The following is a 24,311-nucleotide window of genomic DNA, read 5'->3' as shown; positions in this document are numbered from 1 at the left end:
TGCGCCCTTCGACATGCAAGAGCGCGAGAGCCCGCAGCCGGTGAATGTCAGCGCTTGCGCGTCCGCAACGCGCCGAGTTTCGGGCGGATCTTGAAAAGGTATTCCCGGGCGTACTGGTTTGCGATCTTCATCACCGACGGCCGGAGGATCTGTATCGCGTCTCGAATGGTCGTGCCCCAGGACTGATGATGGAACCGGGTCGGGATACGGGCAACCTTCAACGCGCGCAACAGGGTCTTCGGATCGGGAAGACCCTTCCTGTCCTCGATAAGACTCCAATTGAGCTCCTTGACGGCAAGGGTCACCTCGTCCACGTCCTCGTAGCTCTTCGACGTCGTAATGCTCGGATGATGCGTCGCATCATAAAAGATTAGACCTTCATTGATGGCCACCATCTCCCCGTAGCGGGCCAGGTCGACAAAGAACAACTGGTCGACGCCGGCCGGGATGGATTTATGCGCGCGCATCCGGCATCCGGCGTGAATTACGGCGCTGTTGATCAGGAGCGTCGAAGGTATGATGCCAAGGCTCCTGGTCACGCGCACCAGATACAGGTCCGTCAGGCACTGCTGGCTCGAATAGAGCGAAACCCGGTTCTGCTCCGGCGGGTCCGAACGCATCACCACCCGCCTCTCCTCAACGACATGCGCCGCGGAGGTCATGAACGCTGCCGACGGGTGTTTTATTGAAACTTCAGCAAACCTCTTCAGGGCTCCGGGGGTCAGCCAATCGTCATCATGCAGCAGCTTGATCCACTTGCCCTTGCAGGCAATCATCGCGTTGTTGGTGTTCTCCACCTGCCCCCTGCCCAGCTGGTTCTCCACAACTCGGATGCGCGGGTCATTTCGCGCGTACTCCTCCAGGATGGGCCAGCTCGAGCCTGTTTTTCCCTCGTCGTCGCTGACAACGAGTTCCCAGTTGGAAAAGTCCTGCCCCACGATGCTGTCGATGGTGCGGCGAATGGTGTCCGGCCGGCGAAACGTCGGGACCGCAACGGAAATGAACGGGCGTACGGTCGAGGCGTCGGCAAAATGAGCAACGTCGTTCACATCGTAAGCACCAGGCCGCGGCAAGTTCGTCTCACCGTCATCGCTTGCCGCGGACTCAACCGATAGCTTGGCCCCGCCAAGGCGCGCACCGCTATTCAACTGGAGCTTCATGGGGCTCTTTCCTCGCGATTGTATATGAACCCGGCACCGTGGCCTGTGCCAGTTCGGCGTCCCGCTTCAGAAGGTACAATGAGGCCGCGGTCTTGAGGGCAAAGCCGACCGTCCCGCCGATCGCCATGAGATAAATGACGTCGATCGGTTCCCAGCCCGCCTTGGCGCCGGCGAGCAGCGGACCGAAGACGAGCACCATCCGCGCGGCGTCAACGACCAGACGCACCTCCTGCCGCCGCAAAAGCGTGGGAACGTCGCTCAGCGGCGTCGACAACGCCTGCACCGCGCCCATGAATGCCAATGCGGTCATGATCTGCGCGGTCGGGATCCAAGCCTCGCCCAGGAGCGGGACGACTAGGTATGGGGCTGCCAGCCCAAGCGCCAATATCGGTAGCGCGGTAAGCCCGGCGGCAAGGATGAGCAGGCCTTTCGCGATCCCGAGCATATGGCCGCGGTTGCTGTTCTTGTTCGCCTCGGCGACGAAAACGTTGCTCAAGGGGGTGGCAATGAGCACGATAGGCCCGGTCACGAGCCGCGACGCGACACCGAGATATCCGGCGAAAGCCGCGCCGAACAGCGAACCGACCAGAATCGCCGGAAGATTGTTGATGGCATAGCTGCCGAGGGTCGCGGGGATGTCGAACAGCGGGAATTTGTATTCCCTCCTGGCCTTGTCCAAGGCACTCCGCCATGGCGCTCGATAGATGCCGCGGACGTCATCCCAGCTCAGAATGCGATGGCCCAGGAACGCAAGAAAGACGAACTGGCTGAGGATATGCGCGTGTATCATCGCTTCACCGCCGAGGTTGGCGAAGCCAAAAACCAACTGCAGCAGGGCCATGGTCGTAGGGAGGATCAGGCGGCCGACCGCGAAGTCACGCAAGAGCCCCGCACGCAGAGCCCAGCAGTTCATCGTTTCAACGAGCGCTGCGCCGCTCATCCCCATTGGAACCAGCCAGACCAGATGCTTGAGCTGGACAGGTGTAAGGTCCAAAAGCAATTGTCCGGCCGCAAAGGTCAGCACACCGGTGGTCAGGACAGCCAGCAGAATGAGCTTGACGGTGACATAGGTCTGCTCAGTCTCCTTGACGCCGTAGAGCGAAGGTTCGAAGCGCAACGCCGCGACCGCGCCGAGTATGTTGACCGTCGAGAGATAGATCGTGAAGACGCCGAAGTCCGCCGGGGAATAGAGGCGGGCCAGTATTGGAATGGTGGCGACCAGGATGAGCTGCCCTGCAATCGCCATTGCCGAAACACCGCTCGCCGCGCGGACGATCTTACGGATCGGGCTTGCTGTTACCTGCCCCTCCCTGGATCTCAGAAACTCGCTGTAAGACATTGGCTGGCGATTCCGAGAAGCGGCTGACGAGTGGAGTTGGGAGCTTACGGTGGGGGTCGCGGCACGCCATCATTCACCTGAATGATGTTGCGCGCCCCGCCGCCGGCGCGGCTCCCTGATGCCTATATGAAGCGCCGATGATGAAGCGGATAAAGCTAGAGCAATTCCAGGAAAGGTGTGTAACGGTCTTCCCTCAGGAATTTCGTAGAAACAAGTACTTAGAGCGGTTAGGCGATTCCGTGAAACGCTGAACCGCTCTGGTGTCGGCGACCGGCATCGCCGTCACCTGCGTCTTTGCAAGTGGATGAGCAGATTGGACAGGCCGAAAGGGGCCTTGGCCACGGCGCCGAGAGTCTCCAGCTTCGGGCCGGTGTCTCGAGGCGGCATCGCTGCCCTGTCCAGATTGTATTTGGCGATGATCGCCCGCTCAACGTCCTGGGTGCTCTTTGCCGTTGCCTGCTTGGTTGACGTTTCCGCGGAAATAAACTCTCGCCCCGACACTGAAAGTATGTCGCTTATCGTTTTGAAGACGCCGAAAGAGCGCATATTCACTTCAAAATCGGCTTCGAAAAGGCGTTCCGCGGGGGGCTCGCTTTCGATGCGTTGGCGCAGACGAGCCGCTACCGTCGCTCGAGGCACCACCACTCTAATGGTCAAGTCCGCGACGGGTACATTGCCCAGTGTCGTTGCCAGGGCCGCCTTGTCGGCATTCCCATTGAGCAAGGCCAGAGATCCAACGGCTTGAACATAGCCTTCGTCGAAGATCAGGATATTCGGAGCCCGTTTTGCTCGATCCCAAGCGTGCGACAGCTTCAATATGTGCTGCCAGATTCGAACACGCCAGATCGGCTTCTTCGGCGGCATTGCCTTGAGCATCGACATCGATTTCGTCAAATTTTGCCCGCCGTTTCGCGGGAAACACACTTCCCTGGCCGTGGAAACGGTCGCCGAGACGACCCTGGCCACAAACAGAAAGACTCCCAGGTCGAGGGTTCCGGACCTTACCGCAGGTCGGTAACTGCGAACGACCTCGGCGCTGTATCCGCCCTCGCGCAATCGCCTAGCAAGTGCGTGGGCAAATGTTGTCTTGCCCGAACCGGGCGGTCCGAAGAGTTCGACGATCAAGGTTCAACACTCGACATGGCGGCTGGCTGCGGTACTCAAGGTATGCGCGCGAGCAACAGATCCGCGCTATCACCGAAACGATATTTGGCGTGCCGTTTGAGATCGACCCGCGTGAGGACGCTCCCGGTTGGAACCGAAACCGCACCGTCCCTTTGAAGGAGCTCCAGAACTCCGCGAGCGATATCGCGCGGCGTCTTGTCCCAACGGACGGCGAGAAGGATCGCGTCCGCCCAGTTCGTCAGGAGCCTGGCTTCCGGTCCGGCAAGGCCGGATGGCCCGTTGATGATCACCAGGCTGTATTCGGCACGCAGTTCATCCCTGCATTCGAGGCTGTCGACGCGCGTCAAAAGTCCGAGCAGATCGTCGCCGGGCGCAACGGTCATCAGGTCGACGCCTGCGCCGGGCACAGTCACGACCGCGTCCTCCAGGCTGCAGCGATTGCTGATAAAATCGCCGAACGAACGGTAGGCTTTCGGACCGCCGGCCTGGCGGATGAACTCTTGCGTGAGCTGATGATGCGTGCGCTCGAGGTCGATCAGAAGAACCGGGCCACCAAGCCGTGTAGCGGCCAACGCCAAGCTCCAGGCAAGTTCATTCGCACCGTCATAACGCAGGCTGGACGCGACAAGGATCGCCTGTGAGGAACGTGTCCTGGCTTGATTTGGCGCCGCCGTAACCAAAAGCGACGTGACGGCACGGCTGTAGGCGGATTTGGGCTGATCCAGAATCAATTCCCGCATTTGCTTCATGGCGATCTTGCCGGGTTCTGGAATCATGCCGACGCAGGGAACCCTCAGCGCTGCCTCGGTCTCGGCTTCGCCCCGCAAGGTGCGATTGGATCGATTGCGGATCAGCACCAGGACGGCGCCGAGGATGGCGAACGCGATCATCCCGGGAGGGACCAGGAAGACCGGCGGCAGGGTCTGGGGTTTGGACGGCGGCCATGCCGGGGAAAGGATCGAGACGCCCGCCGAAGGGGCCGCGATGCGCCTCGTCAGATCCTGCTGCCGGCTCAGGAGCTCATTGTATCTCTGGGTGAGCAGAGTTACCTGCGGCTCGAGAGCGCGCAACCCGGAGAGCCGGCTGGCGGTGTCTGCCCCGACCGCATCGAGAACATTCTGGCGATCTTCCAGCGCGCCGACTTGAGCCCGATAGGTGCTCACCTCCGCCTCGACCTTGGCAAGGCCTTGCCGGATTTCATTTTCGATAGCCGCGGCGAGATCCTTGTCCGCGGGCGCACTAGCCTGGCGAGCCGCAAGATCAGCCAATTCCGGCGCGCCCAGGGCCTCAGCCAGCGAGGCAACCGGCGCGCCCTGCTTGCGCAGGTCCTGGATATGTTGAAGGCGCGATTCCATCGCCGCGAGATCGGCCCTGGACATGGAAATCTGCTGGCTGAGATCGGCCCTTTCCCTGGCGGCGTTATCGGCCGAGCCCTGATCTACGGCGCCATGGCTCAGCCGGTACTTCTCCAGCCGATCGGTCGCCGCAATCAAGTCGTTTTGCACGCCAGGCAGGCTGGCGACCACCGCATCGAGATCCTGCTTGTCCTCGGCCAGCCTCCGCTTCGCGAGCTCATCGATATAGACCTGGGCGAACGTGTTGGCGACCAAAGCGGCCCGCGCCGGGTCTTCGTCCGCAAAGGCGACTGAAATGATCCTCGAGCGCAGTTCCTGCCCGATCCTTATTCTATTGCGCAACTGCTTCAGATCGGGGTCGACCGCCGCTTGCCCGTTTTGCGGCCAGAGCCGCTCGACAATCCCGGCTGCAATCGACTGTTTTGATGGGGCATTCGTACCGGATCCGGAAGTTTCGGTGTTGGAGGCACCCGGCGCGCCGCCTTCGATGGTATGCAGCGCCGTCGCGACACGGCGCAGATGGCCCTGCGACGAGAGCATGGTGATGTGATCATCGATGCTGGAATCGATAAGGTCCTGCGCGGAAGAACCGCCGGGAGCAACAGAACTGCGTGCCGGCGCATCGATGATCAACTGGCTGGTCGCCTCGAACATCACCGGCCGAGCGAGGCCCACGATTGCAGCCAGGATCCCACCGATGACCGCAAAGGCAAGGATCAGCCATTTTCTCCTTGCGAGTACGGCCACCAGCTCATGCGTGGGAGTGGGTGGCTCGTATTCGCGCCGGGGCCGCATGCGTTCCCTGGATTCGACGACTGTCGGGACAGGCGGAGGAACGGCTCGCGGAAGTTTGATCCGGCTGACGGCGGAACCTGCCATTTTCATACTCCTGCCATGTCGAGTTCACGCGACGGAGCCGCGTAGGGCGTCTGCCTGGCCTCGTTGCGCCAAGCCTGAAACATCAACGCCGACCACAATTCGCGCGAGCGATCCTGCCCCCGCATGTGATCGCGCCAGCAACCGTCCACCTTGGCGCTGTCCAGCACCTCATCGCCATCGCGCCGAACGTCCGCGAGAAGATCGGTCGCCCAATTGCGCAACGGACCTCTCAGCCAGGTGGCCACGGGAACGTCGAAACCTTGCTTCGGCCGGTCGATCAGCCGGTCCGGAAGGTAACGACGCAGCAGATTGCGAAGGATCCATTTGCCCTTGCCGTCACGCACCTTTGCATCCGACGGGAGGCGCCAGGCGTATTCGACGACCCGATGGTCAAGCAGGGGACAACGCCCTTCGAGCCCGTTGGCCATGGTGGAGCGGTCCAGCTTCACCAGTATGTCGCCGGGCAGGTAGCCGGCCATGTCGTCGTAGAGAAGTCGCGACAGCAGCCCGTCGAGTTTCGGTGTGCTGTGGGTTGATCCAGGCTTGCCATGGCGAGTGAGGCTTGCAGTCGGGGACGTCACCAACCGCTGGTACAATTCGTCCTCATGCCTTGCGCTGAGCAGGCCGGAGAACCGATTGAGGCGATCGCTCCGCAGCATGTGGCGCAGATTTGCCCCGAGAGGAAGCCTGCGCAGGATGTCCTCATGCGCCGCGCGGGCCACCAGGTTCAGACCCGTGGCCATCGTTCGCCGTACTGCCAAAGGAAGGCTTTGCTGGCGCTTCAGCCGGTTCGCCATGAAGTGGCGGCCATAGCCGGCGAAGCACTCGTCGCCGCCATCGCCCGACAGCGCGACCGTCACGTATTGGCGAGCGAGCCGCGCCACCAGCAGGGTCGGTATCTGGGATTCGTCGGCGAACGGCTCGTCCCATATCCGCGGCAGTTCCGGAATGACGTCGCGCGCGGCATCGGGCGAAAGGTGAAGCTCCGTGTGGTCGGTGCCCAGATGCCGCGCCACTTCGGCCGCATAGCCACTCTCATCAAAACCGCCCTCCGCGAAAGCAATCGTGAAGGTGCGCACCGGGCTTCTCGATTGAGCCTGCATCAGAGCCACGACGGTGGAGCTGTCGATGCCGCCGGAAAGGAAGCTGCCCAGCGGCACATCGGCGATCATCCGCTCGCGAACCGCGAGCCGAAGCAGATCGTCAAGCTCGTCGGTCAGGTCATCGTCGCTGCCGGCGGTTGGTTCCGCACGCCCCATTTTGGCGACTTCGGCCAGCGACCACCAATGATCGGCACGCTGGGCAAGTGAACCCGCGCTGCCCGCTCTCGCGAGGTCCGAAGATTTGACCGAAAGCACCGAACCGGGCGGCAGCTTGAACGCACCCCGCCAGATGCAAGCCTGATCCGGAACCCATCCTTTCGACAGCATGGACGCAGCGGCATCGAGATCGAGCTCGGCGGAGAAGAGCGGAAAGCACCTGATCGCCTTGAGCTCCGAGGCGAAGACCAGGGCACCCCCCGCCAATGCGACATAAAGCGGCTTCTTGCCCATCCGGTCCCGGGCAAGGTGAAGGGTTCGGGTTTTCAGATCCCAAAGCGCAAAGGCAAACATCCCCGCAAAGCGCTTCAGCGCGGCTTCCAGACCCCAGAACTCGACCGCGCAGAGCAGGACTTCCGTGTCGCCCGTGCCGTGAAACTGGCAGCCCGCACCCTCGAGCTCGCGCCGCAGGTCGCGGAAGTTGTAGATCTCGCCGTTGAAGGTGATCACGTACCGGCCGCTGGCGGAACGCATGGGCTGCCGTCCGGCGCTCGACAGGTCCACGATGGCAAGCCGCCGGTGGCCGAGGGCAACGCCCGCGTCCCGATCCATCCACAGTCCCTGGCCATCGGGTCCGCGGTGCCGAAGCGAACTCGTCATCTGCCCGATCGCTTCAAGCGACTTCGGATCCATCTGCTCCGGCGAGAGTAGAATTCCAGCGATCCCGCACATTACGCCACCCTCACATACTGAGGCCGCAAGCGGACTTCGTGGCGCATTCCGGCGACAAGGCAGAAAGTCAGAGCGAACCAAACGATCGGGTGGCGGATGGTCAGATGCGGCATGCTGAAGACGACCACCGAGGCAACAAGCACCGACAGCGCGTCAAACCGGCTGCGCCAGGCCGACATGGCGGCTGATCCGACGATCCAAGCCAGGGCGAGAACCGCCACCAGCCCTCCCTGGAGGTAGAGATCGAGAATTGTGTTGTGAGCTTCGAACGGCCGCTCGAGAAACTGCCTGTCCGCGACCGGGGGACGTTCCAGGTGCGGACCAGGCCCGAGGCCGAGCGACCAGGATTGCAGCCCCTTCTCGATCGCCTCCCGCCACAAGAAAATCCGCAGGTCGAATGTCTCGACCGTTGCGTCGCCGCCTCCGTCCTTGGTGAGGCTCTTGGCGAACTGTGCCACGCTGCTCTCCTCGGCGACGGCATATGGCGCAGCTGCGGCCGCCAGCGGAACGGCGCCGACGATCAGCAGAAGCACAATCTGCCGGGAAAGACTGGCCCCGCCGGCACCGGATGCGAACCATGCCTTCAGCCGCAGCCCAAGGAAAACGAGGCAGCTCAGGATGGTCGTGTAGAGATAGGTGTCGCTTTTGGTCAGCCGTCCGACATAGAAGATCGGGACAAGGCTGGCGAGCGCGAGGAACTGGGCCCACCGCCTGTCGGTGGTCACTGCAAGGTGCAGTGCCAGTGGACCGAAGACCGCGCAATAGAGGGCGAGCTGGTTGGGATTCTCTGACCAGCCGCGCAAGCGATCCCAGTACCATGCCTCGACCCCAGACTGGTGTATCCAGCCCCATGCGAGGCCGAGCTGCACCATGGAAGCGCCGGTGGCCACGGCGATCACCCACCAGGCGCTCCGCCGCAGGCGCAACGCGGCGCCGGGCTCCGATGCGGCAAGGCAGGTGACACTGGCCAGCAGCACATAGGCCATCGTGTCGTGGGATAGCCCCGTCAGATAAAGGATCGAGGTGAAGTAGCCGACAACGGTCCCGACCGCCAAAGTCAGCGACAAAAGCAGCCAGAACTTCGCCAATTGCAGAAAGGCCGGCGTCGCTTCGACGGGTCCGCCCGCCAGTATCCGGGCCAACGAGAGCATGATCCAAAGCGCGAGGAAAAGCTCGCCATAACCGAATGGCAAACCCGGCACGGAGATCTGCGACGCGAAGGACAAGGCGACGCCGGCGCCGAGCAATGCATCCCTTATCATCGGCGCGCCTCGCCCAATCGGCGCTTCGCGACGCGGTCCGCTGGGATCGGATGTGAAAGACTGCCTTTGGATTGAGCCGCAAGGACGGCCCTGTAGAGATCACAATATTGGTCGACCACTCCAGGAAGGGCGAAACGCTCTTTGACAAGGTCGACGGAACGGCCGCCCATGGTCACGGCGCGCTGGCGATCCGAGAGCAGGTCGACGATGCGATTGGCCAACGCGTCCGGGTCGCGCGGCGTGACCAGATAGCCGTTCCAGCCATCCTGGACGACATCGGTGCAGCCCGGCATCCTCGAAGCAACGATGGGCAGCCCCGCAAGCCCTGCCTCCAGCAATACGCGCGGAACCCCCTCGCGGTATTCGGTTGGAAACGCAAACACGTCAGCCATACCCAGAAGCGCCGGGATGTCCTGGCGTTTTCCCAGCACGAGCACGTCGGAACCAAGCTGTCGAATTTCCGATTCCTCGACGGCGAACGGCCCTTCGGATTGCCAGGGTCCTATCAACACGAAGCGTGCATTCGGCCTTCTAGCCAGAACTTTCGGCACGGCCTTGAGGAGCGTCGGGATCCCCTTCTGACGGGTCAACCGGCCGACAAACATGACGACTTCAGCCGATTCAAGCCCGAATTCCTGGCGCATCCGCGCGGCTGACGGACCAAGATGCCTCGCAGCCGCGAAACTGCCTGTGTCGATACCTGAGCCGGCAATGAGGCGGTTGGTGCCATGTCCGAGCAGTCGATATCGCTGGAAGAACGTCTGATCGTCACGATTCTGGAAGACCGTCGCCGCCGTCCAAAAGGACGCCAGCCATTGCAGACCGCAGAAAACCGGCCGCAGCGCCAACGCGCGCGGCGCAAGCGACGAGAAGGTCCAGCCCAATCCGTTGATCGTGCGGACAACCGGCACCTGCCCGCGCGCCGCGAGCGGGGTCAGGAGGTTTGGCTTGGTGTCGAAACTCTGCACGATGTCCGGATGCAACTCCGCGATCAATCCGCGAAGCGTCCTGACCGTGCCTGCCTTCCCGCTGCCGCTGCTGAAGCGGTCGAACCCATAGCGCCTGTGGGCTATCCCGTGTCTTTGGAAGGAGGCGCCATCGCAAGTCGACACGGCAGTGACCTGAAAGCCTCTGTCGCGCAGCTCCATGAAAAATGGAATTCTTAGCGCGTGATCCTCGCCGCCGACGCAGACCAGGTGCGGTTTCATCTTGCCGCTCCCGAAACATTGCGGTCCACCAGCAGCCCGAAATGGCTGGAACCAAAGTAGTCTCTCATGGCCGCTATCTTTGCGAGAATGCGCTCAGTCAGGCCAAAGCTATGGGCAGGTCCAACGCTTGTCCTCGTCCGTTCGAATGAGGGGAGGAGGACCGCTCCACGACAGCAGTCGGGCAATCACAGAAAGTTGAAAAACCTAAGTGTATTCAGCGATGAAGCCGAGGCCCTTAGAACCAGGCCTCAAGCGCCACTTTGTCTCCCGTTGAGGTGGCTGGGAGGCACCTGTCGGGCGGAGCAGCGCGGTGGAACGCAAGCAAGAATTGGACGGTCACGATTGCCGGCCGCGCAGCCGATTTCGAGGTCGCTCAATGAAGGTATATTCGTAGGCTCGATGCCGTCCCCCTTCCTCGAACACCCTGATCCACCGGACCTCGGAGGCGCGCAGGGTAACGTCCCGGTTTGTCGCGAGCTTTGCAGCCCGAAAGGGCGTCGGCGCCAAGACCTTGTGCGCTACGACCACCTTTTCGGCAAACATCTCCTCGACCTCATAATTAGGCATGCCATTTCCCGCCCATTTCGTTCCCAACGACCAGAAACTTCGATCGTTTCGAAATGTTCCGAAGAAGGCGGCGACGGCTGCGGTTTGAGGTTGAACGCAGGCGACATGAACAGCGGGATCTGCTCACCGGCAGGACCGAGCGGTCCTGCCGGTGAGCAAGCTTCGTCAGACTATGAGAAAGGAACTCTCGCCTAGATGCAGATGCGGAGCGAGGCTTGCAAATTGGGTCTGGGCATGGCCGCCAATTCCGTCGCTGTCGAAAGAGAGGGCGCCTGTCGCGCTGTTGTAGATGATGTGGTCATTGGCGTCGTGCGCGGCAGGACCGATGTGGAAATTGGAGGCTGAAAGCGCTCCTTTTTGAAGACCGGCGAATATGGTGTGGTCGAGATAGATCTTGTCCTGGAAAACGTTGAAGTCGGCGATCCTGTCGATATTGTTCGGACCGAGCGCCGTGCTGAACACGAAGGCGTCGTGGCCACCATAGCCCTTCAACAGGTCGGACCCACCGCCGCCGTTTATCTTGTTGTCGCCATTGTTGCCGATGATCGTCTGGCCGAACTCGTTGCCCGTCAGATCGATGGCGGTTGTGCCGCGCGTGCTGGAGGTCGAGAGCTGCTCGATATGCGAGCCGGTGGACAGGGCATAGCTGACCGAGGCCATCACCTTGTCGAAGCCGCCGCCGGCAGCCTCCATGACTTTGTCGTGCGCGTTGTCGATATGGTAGGTGTTGTTGCCCTTGCCCCCCTGGATCACATGGTCGCCTTGCGAAGGATCGGTCGTTGTCGGCGGCGTCGGGTCGGTGGACGGGGGCGTCGGGTCGGAGGTTGGTGGCGGTGTCGGATCAGTGGTCACCGGCGGCGTCGAGGAGGTCGTACTGGCATTGTGCTGCTTGAAGAAGGCCTGCAATTCCGGCGAATTCTCCAGCGCGGTGTCGCCATTCTGCGAGCCCCAGGCATAGACGTAGTCGAATGCCGGCGATGGAACGAGGTTGGCCCAGTGATCGACCATGATCTGTTCCTGAGCCGCAGTGGGCATGACATGCTTGCCGCCCGTGTCGGTCGTCCAGCCGCCGCCGCCGAAAGCCTGATAGACAGGAATGATCTTATCGATCGGGATGCCGGATTTCACGGCCGCGGCCACGGCCCTGTCGATCATGTCGTAGTCGACGGTGGTGGTGCCGGTGCGCACCGGATAGGGATCAATACCGTAATAGTCGATGCCGGTGTTCGCCGGATTGTAGGTGTTGGTGAAATCCGGATTGGTGGAAGACCCCATGTTCATCATCGTGATGAAGGTCTTGGCGCCCGGAAAATGCGAATGGATCCAGTCGGATTCGGCCTTCAGAGTTGCCGCGCTGGCATAGGTTCCCCATCTCCCGGTCGGGTCGGGCTCGTCCATGAGATAGAATCCGAACACCTTCGGATTGTTGAGGAAAGGGGTGACCTGATCGATGAACGACTGGGTGGCGCCGTCATGGGCGCCCAGGTAGACCAGCGCCTTCATTCCGTCAGGGAGTGCATTCACCTGGGAAACATATTGAACGTCGACGAGATTGAATCCATCAGGTGCGACTTCGGCGGCCGTACCGCCAGCAGCATAGTGAAGAGTTGCCATGGTTATCCCTTCTTATCGGCAACGCCCCCAACAGCGCTTGCGTAAACGAAAGGTAAATTAGACAGAAATCACATACAGATTTCGCCGGTCAAAATAATTGATTGCCGCCGCGTGACCGACAAACGCTGGCGGGGGAAAAACTCCACATTTTCAGCGCAGTGGTTCCAGAAAAGCCGGGCTTTTGCGTAGGTCTTTCCCCCTCATTATCCCCGAATTTCACCGTCTTGCCCGCCGGTGACCGCGGACTCCGCCACGATTTTGCTACATTTTGATTAAAGTTCGAATATCTTAGCAGCGCCTCATGTTCAGGATTTTCGGGGGACTTCGCCTGGGCCTTAGGCATTTCAGCAGTTGGGGTTTCCAATATTGGCCGAAGCCAAGAAAGCCGCGCGGCACTTCCGCGTGGAGAACAAAAGGCTATGAAGACCAAACGAGAATTATCGTCCCTTTTGCGTAGCGCACTGTCGGATTGCGCGCCGGGGTTGCTTGGGGTTGGGCTTTTTTCCGCGGTGACGAACCTCCTGGCATTGACCGGGTCCCTCTACATGCTCCAGGTCTACGACCGGGTGCTGCCGTCCCAGAGCGTTCCGACCCTGGTCGGGTTGACTGTCGGCATGCTGGGACTCTACGCGGCCTACGGACTGCTCGACTTCGTTCGACTTCGCCTGTTGGTCCGCATCGCCAGCCGGCTCTACAGGAACCTGCATCAAAGGGCATTCGCCATTTCGATGCTTTTGCCGCTCAAGGCCGGCCGGGAAGCCGATCGGCTGGATCCGTTGCGGGACCTCGACCACCTGCGTGGCTTCCTTTCAGGGTCCGGGCCGACCGTCATCTTCGATGCGCCTTGGATCCCGTTTTATCTTCTCGTCATCTATATGCTGCACCCGTCGCTAGGCTTGCTGGCGACGATCGGTGCCCTTGTAGTGGTGGCGCTGACCGCGGTCGCGGAAATATTCGGTCGCAGGCCTGCCAGGCTGACATCCGAAGCCATGATCTCGCAACGCGTCCTTGCCGAGTCCGGCCGTCGCAATGCGGAGGTCGTTCAGGCCATGGGCCTCTCATCCAGGCTGGCCGGGCGCTGGAGCGAGGTCGTTCATAGCTACCTCGCCTATCAGGAGCGGCTATCCGACATCATTGGCGGGACCGGTTCATTGTCGAAGGCGCTGAGGATGGCGCTCCAGTCCTGCGTGCTTGGCCTCGGCGCCTACCTGGTCATCGGCGGCGAAGCGTCCCCCGGGGTGATCATCGCATCATCGATATTGCTTGGCCGCGCGCTGGCTCCGGTCGATGCGGCGATCGCAAACTGGAAAGGCTTCCTGTCGACCCGACACAGCTATTTCCAGCTCAAGGCGACGTTCGAGGCATTCGAAAACCCGACCGATCCCATGGAGTTGCCACGGCCGCAAACACAGCTGACCGTCGAGAGGCTGACGGTCGCGCCACCCGGCATGCCAAAGCCGACCGTGCTCGATGTAAGCTTCCAGCTGTCCAGCGGCGCAGGCATGGCCATCGTCGGCCCCAGCGGCTCAGGCAAGACAACGCTCGTACGGGCGTTGGTGGGTGCCTGGAATCCGCTGCATGGCAAAGTGCGGTTGGACGGGGCTTCCCTCGATCAGTGGAACCCGCGGTCGCTTGGCTGCCATATCGGCTATCTGCCGCAGGACGTTGAACTTTTTGACGGGACGGTCGCGGACAACATCTCCAGGTTCGGCGGCAAGAGCGACCCCAAAGGTGTGCTTGCCGCCGCCAGGGCCGCCGGCGTCTATTCGATGATCATGCATCTGCCGGAAGGTTTCCAAACGCGCATCGGCGAGGCAGGCAGGGCCTTGTCGGCCGGCCAGAGACAATTGATCGGCATCGCCAGGGCGCTCTACGGCGACCCGTTTCTCGTCGTCCTGGACGAGCCAAACTCAAATCTCGATGTCGAAGGAGACGCCGCGCTAGCCGGAGCGATTCTGGCCGTGCGCCAGCGCGGCGGCATCGTCATAGTGGTTGCGCACCGTCCGTCCGCTCTCACCAACATCGATCAGGTTCTGGTGCTGGCCAACGGCATGGTTCGCACGTTCGGCTCTCGCGAGGAGGTGTTGGCGAGCATCGCACGACCGCCCTCTTCCGCGGCGCACCGCCCTTCCCCGGTTATTCCCATCCAAAGGGGTGTGAGCGGACATGCGTGATGTGCTGCCTCGCGTCCTTGCGTTCCTGCCATCCTTCGTCTGGTTCGATGCCCGCCCGCGCTCGACGGGTACGAAGGCGCTCACGCCCCCCGGCAACCTCGGACCCAGCCTGGCGCTCGGACTGGCGGTGACTTGCCTGCTGGTTCTCGGCGGAGGGCTATGGCTCGGCTTGACCAAGATAGCAGGTGCCGTGATCGCCCCCGCGACCGTGGTCGTCGAAAGCAACACCAAGAAGGTGCAACACCAGACCGGTGGCACCATCAGCGGCATTTTTGCGCAAGACGGCGATCATGTCCGGGCAGGCGACATATTGGTCAGGCTGGATGATACGCTGGCGCGTGCAAACCTTGACATCATCAGCGAGGATTTCGACCGCGCCACGGTGCGGCTTGCCCGGTTGGAGGCCGAACGTCAGGGGCTGTCGACGATGCAGATCCCAAGCAGTCTCCAGGCGGATATGGCCAATCCGAACGTGGTGGCGCTGATCGATGGCGAGCGCACTTTGCTCGAAACGCGGGCATCGGAACTGGCCGGTCAGAAAACGCTTCTTCGCAGCCAGACCGAGCAGATTGAGCGTCAGCTCGAAGGCCTGAAAGCCCAGCAGGCCGCGATGGACGAATCCGCGGCTTTGCTCGGCCGCGATCTCACGGATGTGGATGCTCTCTATTCCAAGAAACTGGTTTCGAAAGAGAGGCTCAGCAACGTCAGGCTGGACGCGACACGAGCCAAGGGCGAGTCCGGGCGGCTGGCCGCGGCCGTCGCGGAAGCGCAGGTCAAGATCACCGAAACCGAGTTGCAGGTTCTGCAACTGGACGAACAACGGCGCAGCGAAGTGACGAAAGAGCTGCGTGAAACCGAAGCCAAGCGGACCGAACTCGACGAGCGCAGAATAGTGGCGCAGGACGAGCTGACCAAAACCGAAATCCGCGCCCCGCAATCGGGAACGATACAGCAATCCACCATCCACACGGTTGGCGGGGTGATCGCTCCAGGGGAGTTGCTGATGACGATCGTCCCCGATGCGGACAATCTTGTGGTGGACGCGCTCATTCCTCCGTCGCGGGTGGATGACATTCGTCCCGGTCAGCCTGTCTCGATCCGTTTCCCGGCATTCGATTCCGGCACGACGCCGGCCTGCCAGGGCGCGGTGAAATGGATTTCCGCGGATCTGATCAAGGACCCGCAGCACCAGCTCTCCTATTTCTCGGCTCGTATCAGTGTCGAAAACAAGACGGGTTGCCTGACAGACGCGAAGGTGCTCAAGCCGGGCATGCCGGCCGAGGTTCACATACGCACAGACCGGCACAGTGTCTGGTCTTATCTGCTGAAGCCGCTCACCGACCAGATGTCACGCGCTTTCCGATAGAACAATTTTAGGACGCATTCCCGGCTTCCGAGGTCGATACTCGTTGGGGGCGAGCGCCTATCGTCTCAGCCCGAAAAAGCTCAAGACGGCGAGGACGACGACAACGAGCCCGACAATGTAGATGATGCTGTGCATGGGATTTCCTCCTGTGGGAGGTGAACAGTCAGCGCGCCCTAATGTTCCGTCTGCAGCATGCCGGGTCCATACGTCCTTCGTTCGGATGGCAGTCGGTCTGGCAAACGCTGGTACAACAGTGTCAGCCGGCGACCTGTATCTAGTCCGTGCCCCCGCCGGTCAGGCCCGGCTCGTGGGCTCCCCCGCTTTCGAGCCGGGCCGCCCGATCACCCGTCTCTCCGAACGGATTTGTTATCGGTTTGGCCGATCCTCCCGCAAGACGCTGTAGAGAACGAGGCCCGCCATCAACGACAAGATGGCACCGAACATGTCATGGCCGGTCAGCCCTAAGTAATATACGAGAGTGAATGCCAGCTCAGCCATGTTCCACCCAGGGTGTCGACGGTATCCCTCATGAACCCTTAGAGGCGGCTAATGTTCCTGCCGCGACACTGGCGCGCCAAGGACTCGGCGAGGCCGAACGGCTGATCTCAATCGAGCTTCATTCGAACGAGTAGGTAAATCCTTCCGCCGAGGCACCGACGATGACTTTCGTCATCTTCTTGCCCTCGAGCGAACGATTGAGCACGCCGCGGCTGAGCTCCGGCAGCAGTGTGTTGGTGAGTATGGCGTCGATCATGCGCCCACCGGACTCGATCTCGGTGCAGCGCGCCTTGACCAGGTCCATGACGCCGTCGCCGATGACCAGTTCGGCATCGTTGGTCGCCCTGAGACGGCGCGCGATCTTGCCGAACTGATGCCGGGCGATCGCCTCGATCATCGAATCCGACAGCGGATAGTAGGGGATCGTCACCACGCGGCCAAGGAAGGCGGCAGGAAAGACTTTCAGCAATGGCGCGCGTAACGCGGTGTCCAGATCGTCGATGCCGGTGCGCACGGTCCCGTTCCTGGTGCGGTCCATGATGACGTCGGAACCGACATTCGAGGTCAGCAGGATCAGCGTGTTCTTGAAGTCGATGCGCCGGCCTTCGCTGTCGTCCATCATGCCCTTGTCGAAGACCTGGAAGAAAATCTCGTGCACGTCGGGATGCGCCTTCTCGACCTCGTCGAGCAGGATCACCGAATAAGGTTTCCGGCGCACCGCCTCGGTCAGGATGCCGCCCTTGCCGTAGCCGACATAACCGGGCGGCGCGCCCTTCAGCGTCGAGACGGTGTGGGCTTCCTGGAATTCGGACATGTTGATCGAGATCAGGTTCTGCTCGCCGCCATAGAGCGTCTCGGCCAGCGCCAGCGCGGTCTCGGTCTTGCCGACTCCGGAAGGCCCGCAAAGCAGGAACACGCCGACCGGCTTTTCGGGCGCGCCGAGGCCGGCGCGGCTGGTCTGCACCCGCCTGGCGATCATTTCCATCGCATGGTCCTGGCCGACCACCCGTTCGGACAGGGTGGCGGCGAGCTTCAGCGCCTTTTCGGTCTGGCTGGACAGCATCCGCCCGGTCGGGATGCCGGTCCAGTCCTGGACGACGGCGGCCACGGCGTTGCGGTCGACCGAAGGCAGGATCAGCGGCGTCTCGCCCTGCGCCGTGGCGAGCTCCGCCATCAATTCGCGCAGCCGTGCCAGGTCGGCGGCGGCCTCGTCCGCCGGTTCGGCGGAGGCTGTTTCGGCCTTTGCAGCCTTGGCCCCCTTGGCTTTCGAGGCCTTTGTCTTCTTGGTCTCGGCAGCCTTACCCTCGCCAATCTTATCGGGACCCTTTTGCACAGGTGCTTTTGCCGCGCCCTCCGCGCTCTGCGTCTCCGCAGCGGCTTCTTCCGCCGCCGCCTCATCGAGCGGCACGCCCTCGCCACGCAATTTGGAGCGCAGATCGAGTATCTCGGCGACCAGCGCCTTTTCGCGATCCCAGCGCGCCTGGGCGGCGGCCAAAGCGGTCTCGGTTTCCGCAAGCCCGGCGTCGACGCGAGCCTGCCGGTCGGCGACGTCGATGCCGATCGCCGCCTCGCGGCCGATGATGCCATTCTCCACTTCGAGCGCCTGGCGGCGGCGCAGTATGTCCTCGACCTCGGCAGGCGTGGCGTGCTGCGAGACCGCGACGCGGGCGCAGGCGGTGTCGAGCAGGCTGACGGCCTTGTCCGGCAACTGCCTGGCCGGAATGTAACGGTGCGAGAGCGAGACCGCCGCCTCGATCGCCTCGTCCAGGATCTGGACCTTGTGGTGTTGCTCGAGCACGCCGGCGACGCCGCGCAGCATCAGCACGGCCACCGCTTCCGAGGGCTCGTCGATCTTGACCACCTGGAAGCGGCGGGTCAGCGCCGGATCCTTCTCGATATGCTGCTTGTATTCGGCCCAGGTGGTGGCCGCGATGGTGCGCAGCTCGCCGCGCGCCAGCGCCGGCTTCAGGAGATTGGCCGCATCGCCTGTTCCGGCGGCGCCGCCAGCGCCAATGAGAGTGTGCGCTTCGTCGATAAACAGGATGATCGGCACTTCGGAGGCCTGGACCTCGTCGATGACGGACTTGAGCCGCTTCTCGAACTCGCCCTTGACGCTGGCGCCCGCCTGCATCAGCCCGACGTCGAGCATGCGCACGCTGACATTCTGCAGTGTCGGCGGCACGTCGCCCTGGGCGATACGCAGCGCAAAGCCCTCGACCGCGGCTGTCTTGCCGACGCCCGCCTCGCCGGTCAGGATCGGGTTGTTCTGGCGGCGTCGCATCAGGATATCGACGATCTGCCTGATTTCCGGATCGCGGCCGACGACCGGATCGATCTTGCCGTCGCGGGCGCGCTGGGTGAGGTCGGTGGCGTATTTGGCTAGAGCCGAATCCCCGCCCGGACCGCGTTTCATCGGCGTTTCGGTGGCAGCAGCGGCGGGCGGCGCGCCGGTTTCGAGCGAGCCTTCCGTGACATCGGTGAAGCGGGAAATGACCCCGTCGGCGTCGATCTTGTCGAACTCGGCGCTGATCTTCGAGACCAAGCCTTCCAGCACCGGCGTCTTCAGGCAGGCCAGCAGGATATGAGAACTGCGAACCTCCTCGACGCCGAATTCCAGCGTGGCGAGGTTCCAACCTTCCTGGATGGCGTGGAAGATGTGGTCGGAAAACTCCTCCACCGAAGTGGCGCCATAAGGGAGCTTGTCGATGGCCCGGGTCATGTCCGCCGTCATCCGGCTGACATCGATACCTGCGTCGGCAACGATCATCTGTACGTCCGAGCGTTCGGACAGGACCAGTTGCTGAATGAAGTGGACGAGTTCGACATAGGGATTGCCGCGCAACTTGGCCGTGTCGGCCGCTGCCTTGAAGGCGCGCACCCCCGTGGCGTTGAGCTTGGCGACCAGTTCCTTACGTTTGAAGCTCTGCGATGACCGGCGCTGTTCCATCGAACCTGCTCCCGCAACCTGCCGACCGTACCCTGCCACATAAGCGGCTGCTTGACAAAGCCGCGTGGGGGATAAGGTTTTTTGAATCTATCCGGGCGGCACCGCCCGGTTACACAAGCCTTGCAAACTCGCCCAACAAACACTGGATTGCCGTCCAGACTATGCGAGCCATTTCACATACCGGGTCCGTCAATCGCGCAATGGGTTTCACCGAACAGAACGATTGCGTTTAGCTTCCGTTAGGTTTTGCGCAGGTGCTCAATTGTCGTGACGTGGGGCCGGTGATAACGTTGCGTCACATAGAGGTCTCAGGACCGCTGGCTGGGGGTAGGTGTGATTGATCTCGCACTCTGGCTGAATCCTCTGGACGGTGCGAATCCGTCGGGAGAGGACTTGCGCAACGACCCGGCTTTCCACGAGCTGGAGCGGTTGACGGAAACTCAGCTCAAAGTTTCCCACGACGGCAACAACGCTTCGCAGGGCACTGTCGCGGTCGACTGGGCGGCAGTCCTGGAAAAGGCCGAGGAATTGCGGCCGCACGGCCGCGATTTGCGTCTCTTGGTCCTCGTCACACGCGCTTTGGCCAATGAAGACGGGCTGGCCGGCCTAGCCCAGGGCCTGACGCTGATAGCGCGGACCTTCGAGCAGTACTGGGACACGATGCACCCGGCTCTGCGCACCGGCGCGCTGCGCGAAGCCGCCTTGCGCCGCATCAATGCGCTGCTCGATCTGCAAAACGGCCAGGAAGGCCTCCTGGCGAACCTCAGGCAGGCGGTTTTTTTCTCGCCGCGCGCCATCGGGCCGATCAGCGGCCGGGACCTGGAACAGGCGTCGCTCGACGAGCGCGTCATGCTGCAGGAGGCGGCCTCCGGCCTTGGCGCCGGCGAAAAGGCGGCGCTGACGAGCGCCCACAACCAGCTGTTGAACCGTGTGCGCACCGGGTGCGCGGCGCAGTTCGATCAGGCGGCGGACGCCATGACGTCGCTGCTGGCTGACACCCAGGCCGCGATTTCCGCGCTGGAGGCGGTGGATAGCGCGCTCAATCCCCGCATCGACGGCAATGGCGCCACCGTTCCGGAATTGAAGAGGTTCTTGCAGCGTTTGCTGACGACGCTGGAGCGCAATTCCAGCGCCGGCGCCGCCAATGGCGCTGCAAAAACCGCCCCGCAGCCGGCACCGCCGCCGGCATCGACACCCGCCCGAAACGGTCATGGAACCGAGACGATGGCAAGTGTGGCTAGCTCCGTGGAAGCGAGCGCCGGTCTGCCGGACCGGATCAACTCGCGCGATGAGGTCGTCAAATGCCTGGACCTCGTGGTCGCCTTCTACGACCGCACCGAGCCGTCCAGCCCGATCCCGCATCTGGCGCGTCGCGTGCGCCGGATGGTGCACATGGATTTCGTGGAACTGATGGAAGATCTCGCCCCGTCGGGGCTGAAGGAGTTCCGGCAGCTTGCCGGCGTTCCCGATCCCAAGAAGCCGGCCCAGAAGGATGAAAGGTAACGAGCATGCCAGCAGAGAGCAAAGCGAAGGTCATCGAAAGAAACCGCGCCCCGCGCGTGCAGATCGCCTACGACGTCGAAACCTACGGCAGCCCGACGACGATCGAACTGCCGTTCGTCATGGCGGTGATGGCCGATCTTTCGGGCGCCTCACAGACCAAGGAAGCGTCGAAGTCGGTGCTCGACCGCAACTTCGTCGAAACCGACGCCAACCGGTTCCCCAAATTCATGGAGGCGATGGGTCCCCGCGTGAAGGCGCGGGTGAAGAACACCCTGCCGCAGGCCGAGGGCCAGGAGCGCGACGAAGAGCTCGCGGTCGACCTCACCTTCTCCAAGATGGGTGACTTCGCGCCGGACAAGGTCGCCGAGCAGGTGCCGCAACTGGCCGAAATCCTGAAGATGCGCCGTCAGCTCGAAGAGTTGTTGGGCTTCATGGACGGCCGTGTCGACGCCGAAAAGCGCATTGCGCAACTTCTGAACAACGAGCCGCTGCTGAGCAAGATCGCCACTCAGGCGATGGATGACGGCAAGGGCGAGGAGTAAGTCATGGCCGAACAGCAAAAGACCGCAGCCGCCACCGCCGAGGCGGAAGCCATCGATCTCGGCGAATTCAGCGGACTCCTAGAGAAGGACTTCAAGGTCAAGAAGGACGACAGCGAAAAGCTGCAGCAATTGGTGCGCAACCTGGCTCTTGCCGCACAATCGCGCTCCGAGACGACTACGATTTCGTCCAACGCGATCAAGTCGATCAAGTCGCTTATCGCCGGCATCGACAAGATGCTGACGACGCAGGTCAACGAGATCCTGCATGCGCCCGAAGTGCGCGAGATGGAAGGCACCTGGCGCGGCCTCTGGTACCTGATCAACAACACCGAGACGGATACCAAGCTGAAAATCCGGGTGATGAACATCTCCAAGGAAAAGCTGGCCGATACGCTCGAAGACTATGAAGGTCAGATGTGGGACCAGAGCCCGATCTTCAAGAAGGTCTACACGGACGAGTATTCGATGCTCGGCGGCGAGCCGGTCGGCTGCATCATCGGCGCCTATGAATTCTCGAACCACCCGCGCGATGTCGGCCTGCTGCGCAACATTTCGGGCGTCTGCGCCTCGGCGCATACACCCTTCATCGCCGCCGCTTCGCCGCGGCTGTTCCGCATGGACAGCTGGCAGGAACTGCCCAACCCGCAAGACCTCCAGATGATCGTGAACAACCCGGCCTACGCCTCGTGGCAGTCGCTGCGCGAAAGCGAGGACGCGCGCTATATCGGGCTCACCATGCCACGCGTGCTGGCACGGCTGCCCTACGGCTCGGAAACGGTGCCGGTGAAAGGCTTCACCTTCGAGGAAGAGGTGGGTGGCGATCACAACAAATATGTCTGGATGAACGCCGCCTTCCCGATGGGCGTGAACATCAACCGCAGCCATAAGCTCTACGGCTGGGGCACGCAGATCCGCGGCGTCGAGAATGGCGGCACGGTGCTCAACCTGCCGGTGCACGCCTTTCCGACCGACGACGGCTCGATCGCGATGAAATGCCCGACGGAAGTCGCCATCGACGACCGGCGCGAGGCGGAACTGGCCAAGCTCGGCCTGATGCCGATCCTGCACCGTAAGAACACCGACCTCGCGGCCTTTATCGGCGCGCATTCGCTGCAGGACGACGAGACGCGCGCCGGGCGTCTGGTCGATCCCGATGCCCAGTCGAACGAACGGCTGAGCGCCAACCTGCCCTACCTGTTCCCGGTGTCGCGCTTCGCGCATTACCTCAAGGCGATCGCGCGCGACAAGATCGGCTCGTTCAAGGAACGCACCGACATGGAGATCTGGTTGACCGAATGGATCAACCGGTACGTGCTGGCCAATCCAGCCTTTGCCGACGACAAGGCGCGCGCCAAGCGTCCCCTTGCCGCGGCCGAGGTCCAGGTCGACAGCGTCGAAGGCCGGCCCGGTTACTACAATGCCCGTTTCTATCTGCGTCCGCACTACCAGCTGGAAGGCATCAATGCCTCGCTCCGGCTGGTGTCCGAACTGCCGTCAGTGAAGGGCTGAAATCATAAGCAAAGTCATCTTGTTTCGTTTGAAAGCGGTGGAGAAAGACAATGCCTACCACAGAGAGAAGCGAGGCTCCTTCCATGAAGATCGATGGTTTTTTGAAAGTTCCGGACATCAAGGGCCCGAGCAAGCGCGACGGCCATGAAGACGAGATCGAGATCCATGGCGTCGATTACAAGATGATCGCGCCTTACGACCCCAATTCGCTGTCGCGGCGCGGCCGCGTATCGATGGGAATGATCAAGTTCTTCAAGCACTACGACAAGTCGTCGCCCTACCTGAAGAAGGCGCTGTTCGAGAACAAAGCGCTCGACGAGGTGGTGTTTTCGGCACGCCGCACCATCGACGGCGAGACCAGCGACTATCTGGTCGTGACGCTCACCGACGCTTCGATCATGGAATACGACATGCGGCAGGCCCATGACGAGGCGGACCTGATCGAGGAAGAAGTCAGCTTCGCCTACAAGAAGATCAAGTTCGTCTACGACAAGGACGACGAGATCGAAATGGACGTCTATGTCGGCAAGTGAGGCCAAACGGCCTGGCGGGAAAGCGCAGCTTGCCGGCAGCTCCCGGGCAAAGCGCGAGGCGGTCCAGCCCTCCCTCTGGGACCGTCTCGTCAACGACTTGCCCGGGCTGACGTCGGAGATCGACGGGCTGCGTCGCCTGCTGGAAGAAGAACTCGGCGCCGAGCGCGTCGAGGCTCTTCTTGCCGGCAGTGCGCGCGCCATCGATGCCGATGCGGTATCGACGTCCGAGCAAAAACGGCGCCTGCACCGGCTGGTGTTCCAGACCGAGCATCGCGCCGAAATCGAAAGCCGCGGCGTGGTGGTCTCGGCGCGTGTACTGCGCGAAGCCGTCCGGCGCGACATCGAGGCCCTGTTCAACACCGAGCGCTTCGAATCCGTCCCGATGCTTTCCGATGCCGAGCACGAACAGCCTTTGGACGAGTTGCCGCCGCTCGCCGATTTTCCGGAAGTGCGCCGCAGCGTCGTGAATTACGGCGTGCCGTCCTTCTCGGGCCGCTCGTCGCGGGATTTCGACCGCGATACTCTGGCGCGCGAGATCCGCGCGGTGCTCGCCACCTTCGAGCCGCGCCTCAAGGAGAGCGCCACGACCGTGAGTGTCACGCTCGGCGACAAGAGCGTCGGCCTCAAGATCGAGATCGACGCCGTACTGATCATGACGCCGACGCCGGAACGCATGCGGTTGCGCACCACGATCAATCTCGACAACGGCCTGGCGCGAACCGAATTCCGGGAGACCTGA

General features: G+C 62.2%; 16 protein-coding genes. 7 read left to right on the top strand and 9 right to left on the bottom strand.

The features are described from left to right. Positions 1-47: 47 nt before the first annotated feature. The 8 genes from DPM33_RS01005 to DPM33_RS00965 all read right to left on the bottom strand — a co-directional run bounded on the left by DPM33_RS01005 (position 48) and on the right by DPM33_RS00965 (position 12,500). Positions 48-1,160: a glycosyltransferase family 2 protein gene (locus DPM33_RS01005; protein ID WP_112095044.1), complete on the bottom strand. Its 1,113-nt coding sequence runs from the start codon at positions 1,158-1,160 to the stop codon at positions 48-50. Beyond that, on the bottom strand, positions 1,141-2,499 hold the full coding sequence (locus tag DPM33_RS01000) for a lipopolysaccharide biosynthesis protein (RefSeq protein WP_112095043.1): 1,359 nt from the start codon (positions 2,497-2,499) through the stop codon (positions 1,141-1,143). The genes DPM33_RS01005 and DPM33_RS01000 overlap by 20 nt, the downstream gene beginning before the upstream one ends. Before the next feature lie 282 nt (positions 2,500-2,781). Then, positions 2,782-3,624, bottom strand: coding sequence for an AAA family ATPase (locus DPM33_RS00995; protein ID WP_112095042.1), 843 nt, complete (start codon positions 3,622-3,624; stop codon positions 2,782-2,784). Positions 3,625-3,659: 35 nt separating this feature from the next. Next, a complete protein-coding gene (locus DPM33_RS00990) occupies positions 3,660-5,858 on the bottom strand; it encodes a GumC family protein (protein ID WP_112095041.1) in 2,199 nt (732 codons plus the stop codon). Between the two features lie 2 nt (positions 5,859-5,860). After that, positions 5,861-7,849, bottom strand: coding sequence for an asparagine synthase (glutamine-hydrolyzing) (asnB, locus tag DPM33_RS00985; RefSeq protein ID WP_112095040.1), 1,989 nt, complete (start codon positions 7,847-7,849; stop codon positions 5,861-5,863). Further along, the gene (locus tag DPM33_RS00980) at positions 7,849-9,111 is read right to left on the bottom strand and encodes an O-antigen ligase family protein (protein ID WP_112095039.1); all 1,263 of its coding nucleotides are present in this window, start codon (positions 9,109-9,111) and stop codon (positions 7,849-7,851) included. Before DPM33_RS00980 ends, asnB begins: the two co-directional genes overlap by 1 nt. Continuing rightward, positions 9,108-10,319 carry a glycosyltransferase gene (locus DPM33_RS00975; RefSeq protein WP_112095038.1) on the bottom strand — a complete coding sequence of 404 codons (1,212 nt, stop codon included), beginning with the start codon at positions 10,317-10,319 and terminating at the stop codon, positions 9,108-9,110. The genes DPM33_RS00980 and DPM33_RS00975 overlap by 4 nt, the downstream gene beginning before the upstream one ends. A gap of 732 nt (positions 10,320-11,051) precedes the next feature. Then, positions 11,052-12,500 carry a calcium-binding protein gene (locus tag DPM33_RS00965; protein WP_112095036.1) on the bottom strand — a complete coding sequence of 483 codons (1,449 nt, stop codon included), beginning with the start codon at positions 12,498-12,500 and terminating at the stop codon, positions 11,052-11,054. A 419-nt stretch (positions 12,501-12,919) separates the two neighbouring features. Here DPM33_RS00965 and DPM33_RS00960 point away from each other — a divergent pair, with 419 nt between their 5' ends. Further along, on the top strand, positions 12,920-14,674 hold the full coding sequence (locus tag DPM33_RS00960; RefSeq protein WP_112095035.1) for a type I secretion system permease/ATPase: 1,755 nt from the start codon (positions 12,920-12,922) through the stop codon (positions 14,672-14,674). Next, positions 14,667-16,040, top strand: coding sequence for an HlyD family type I secretion periplasmic adaptor subunit (locus tag DPM33_RS00955; protein ID WP_112095034.1), 1,374 nt, complete (start codon positions 14,667-14,669; stop codon positions 16,038-16,040). Before DPM33_RS00960 ends, DPM33_RS00955 begins: the two co-directional genes overlap by 8 nt. Before the next feature lie 616 nt (positions 16,041-16,656). Here DPM33_RS00955 and tssH read toward each other — a convergent pair. Then, positions 16,657-19,485: a type VI secretion system ATPase TssH gene (gene tssH / locus DPM33_RS00950; protein WP_112095033.1), complete on the bottom strand. Its 2,829-nt coding sequence runs from the start codon at positions 19,483-19,485 to the stop codon at positions 16,657-16,659. 333 nt (positions 19,486-19,818) lie between these two features. Here tssH and tssA point away from each other — a divergent pair, with 333 nt between their 5' ends. From tssA to tssE, 5 genes are all read left to right on the top strand, one after another. Continuing rightward, a complete protein-coding gene (gene tssA / locus DPM33_RS00945) occupies positions 19,819-20,988 on the top strand; it encodes a type VI secretion system protein TssA (protein ID WP_112095032.1) in 1,170 nt (389 codons plus the stop codon). A gap of 5 nt (positions 20,989-20,993) precedes the next feature. Then, positions 20,994-21,530, top strand: coding sequence for a type VI secretion system contractile sheath small subunit (tssB, locus tag DPM33_RS00940; protein ID WP_112095031.1), 537 nt, complete (start codon positions 20,994-20,996; stop codon positions 21,528-21,530). Between the two features lie 3 nt (positions 21,531-21,533). Next, positions 21,534-23,039 (top strand): type VI secretion system contractile sheath large subunit, encoded by a 1,506-nt coding sequence (gene tssC / locus DPM33_RS00935; protein ID WP_112095030.1) that lies wholly within the window; start codon positions 21,534-21,536, stop codon positions 23,037-23,039. Between the two features lie 83 nt (positions 23,040-23,122). Next, positions 23,123-23,572 (top strand): Hcp family type VI secretion system effector, encoded by a 450-nt coding sequence (locus DPM33_RS00930; RefSeq protein WP_167448900.1) that lies wholly within the window; start codon positions 23,123-23,125, stop codon positions 23,570-23,572. Next, a complete protein-coding gene (tssE, locus tag DPM33_RS00925) occupies positions 23,559-24,311 on the top strand; it encodes a type VI secretion system baseplate subunit TssE (RefSeq protein WP_112095028.1) in 753 nt (250 codons plus the stop codon). The genes DPM33_RS00930 and tssE overlap by 14 nt, the downstream gene beginning before the upstream one ends.

Source organism: Mesorhizobium hawassense, from assembly GCF_003289945.1.
Lineage (GTDB): Bacteria > Pseudomonadota > Alphaproteobacteria > Rhizobiales > Rhizobiaceae > Mesorhizobium > Mesorhizobium hawassense.
Note: the sequence above shows the minus strand (reverse complement) of the source record. Positions and strands in the feature narration are given on the sequence as shown.

Coding starts and splice junctions, on each gene's coding strand:
- DPM33_RS01005 (WP_112095044.1), bottom strand. CDS start 1,160: ATGAAGCTCCAGTTGAATAGCGGTGCGCGCCTTGGCGGGGCCAAGCTA.
- DPM33_RS01000 (WP_112095043.1), bottom strand. CDS start 2,499: ATGTCTTACAGCGAGTTTCTGAGATCCAGGGAGGGGCAGGTAACAGCA.
- DPM33_RS00990 (WP_112095041.1), bottom strand. CDS start 5,858: ATGGCAGGTTCCGCCGTCAGCCGGATCAAACTTCCGCGAGCCGTTCCT.
- asnB (WP_112095040.1), bottom strand. CDS start 7,849: ATGTGCGGGATCGCTGGAATTCTACTCTCGCCGGAGCAGATGGATCCG.
- DPM33_RS00980 (WP_112095039.1), bottom strand. CDS start 9,111: ATGATAAGGGATGCATTGCTCGGCGCCGGCGTCGCCTTGTCCTTCGCG.
- DPM33_RS00975 (WP_112095038.1), bottom strand. CDS start 10,319: ATGAAACCGCACCTGGTCTGCGTCGGCGGCGAGGATCACGCGCTAAGA.
- DPM33_RS00965 (WP_112095036.1), bottom strand. CDS start 12,500: ATGGCAACTCTTCACTATGCTGCTGGCGGTACGGCCGCCGAAGTCGCA.
- DPM33_RS00960 (WP_112095035.1), top strand. CDS start 12,920: ATGAAGACCAAACGAGAATTATCGTCCCTTTTGCGTAGCGCACTGTCG.
- DPM33_RS00955 (WP_112095034.1), top strand. CDS start 14,667: ATGCGTGATGTGCTGCCTCGCGTCCTTGCGTTCCTGCCATCCTTCGTC.
- tssH (WP_112095033.1), bottom strand. CDS start 19,485: ATGGAACAGCGCCGGTCATCGCAGAGCTTCAAACGTAAGGAACTGGTC.
- tssB (WP_112095031.1), top strand. CDS start 20,994: ATGCCAGCAGAGAGCAAAGCGAAGGTCATCGAAAGAAACCGCGCCCCG.
- tssC (WP_112095030.1), top strand. CDS start 21,534: ATGGCCGAACAGCAAAAGACCGCAGCCGCCACCGCCGAGGCGGAAGCC.
- DPM33_RS00930 (WP_167448900.1), top strand. CDS start 23,123: ATGAAGATCGATGGTTTTTTGAAAGTTCCGGACATCAAGGGCCCGAGC.
- tssE (WP_112095028.1), top strand. CDS start 23,559: ATGTCGGCAAGTGAGGCCAAACGGCCTGGCGGGAAAGCGCAGCTTGCC.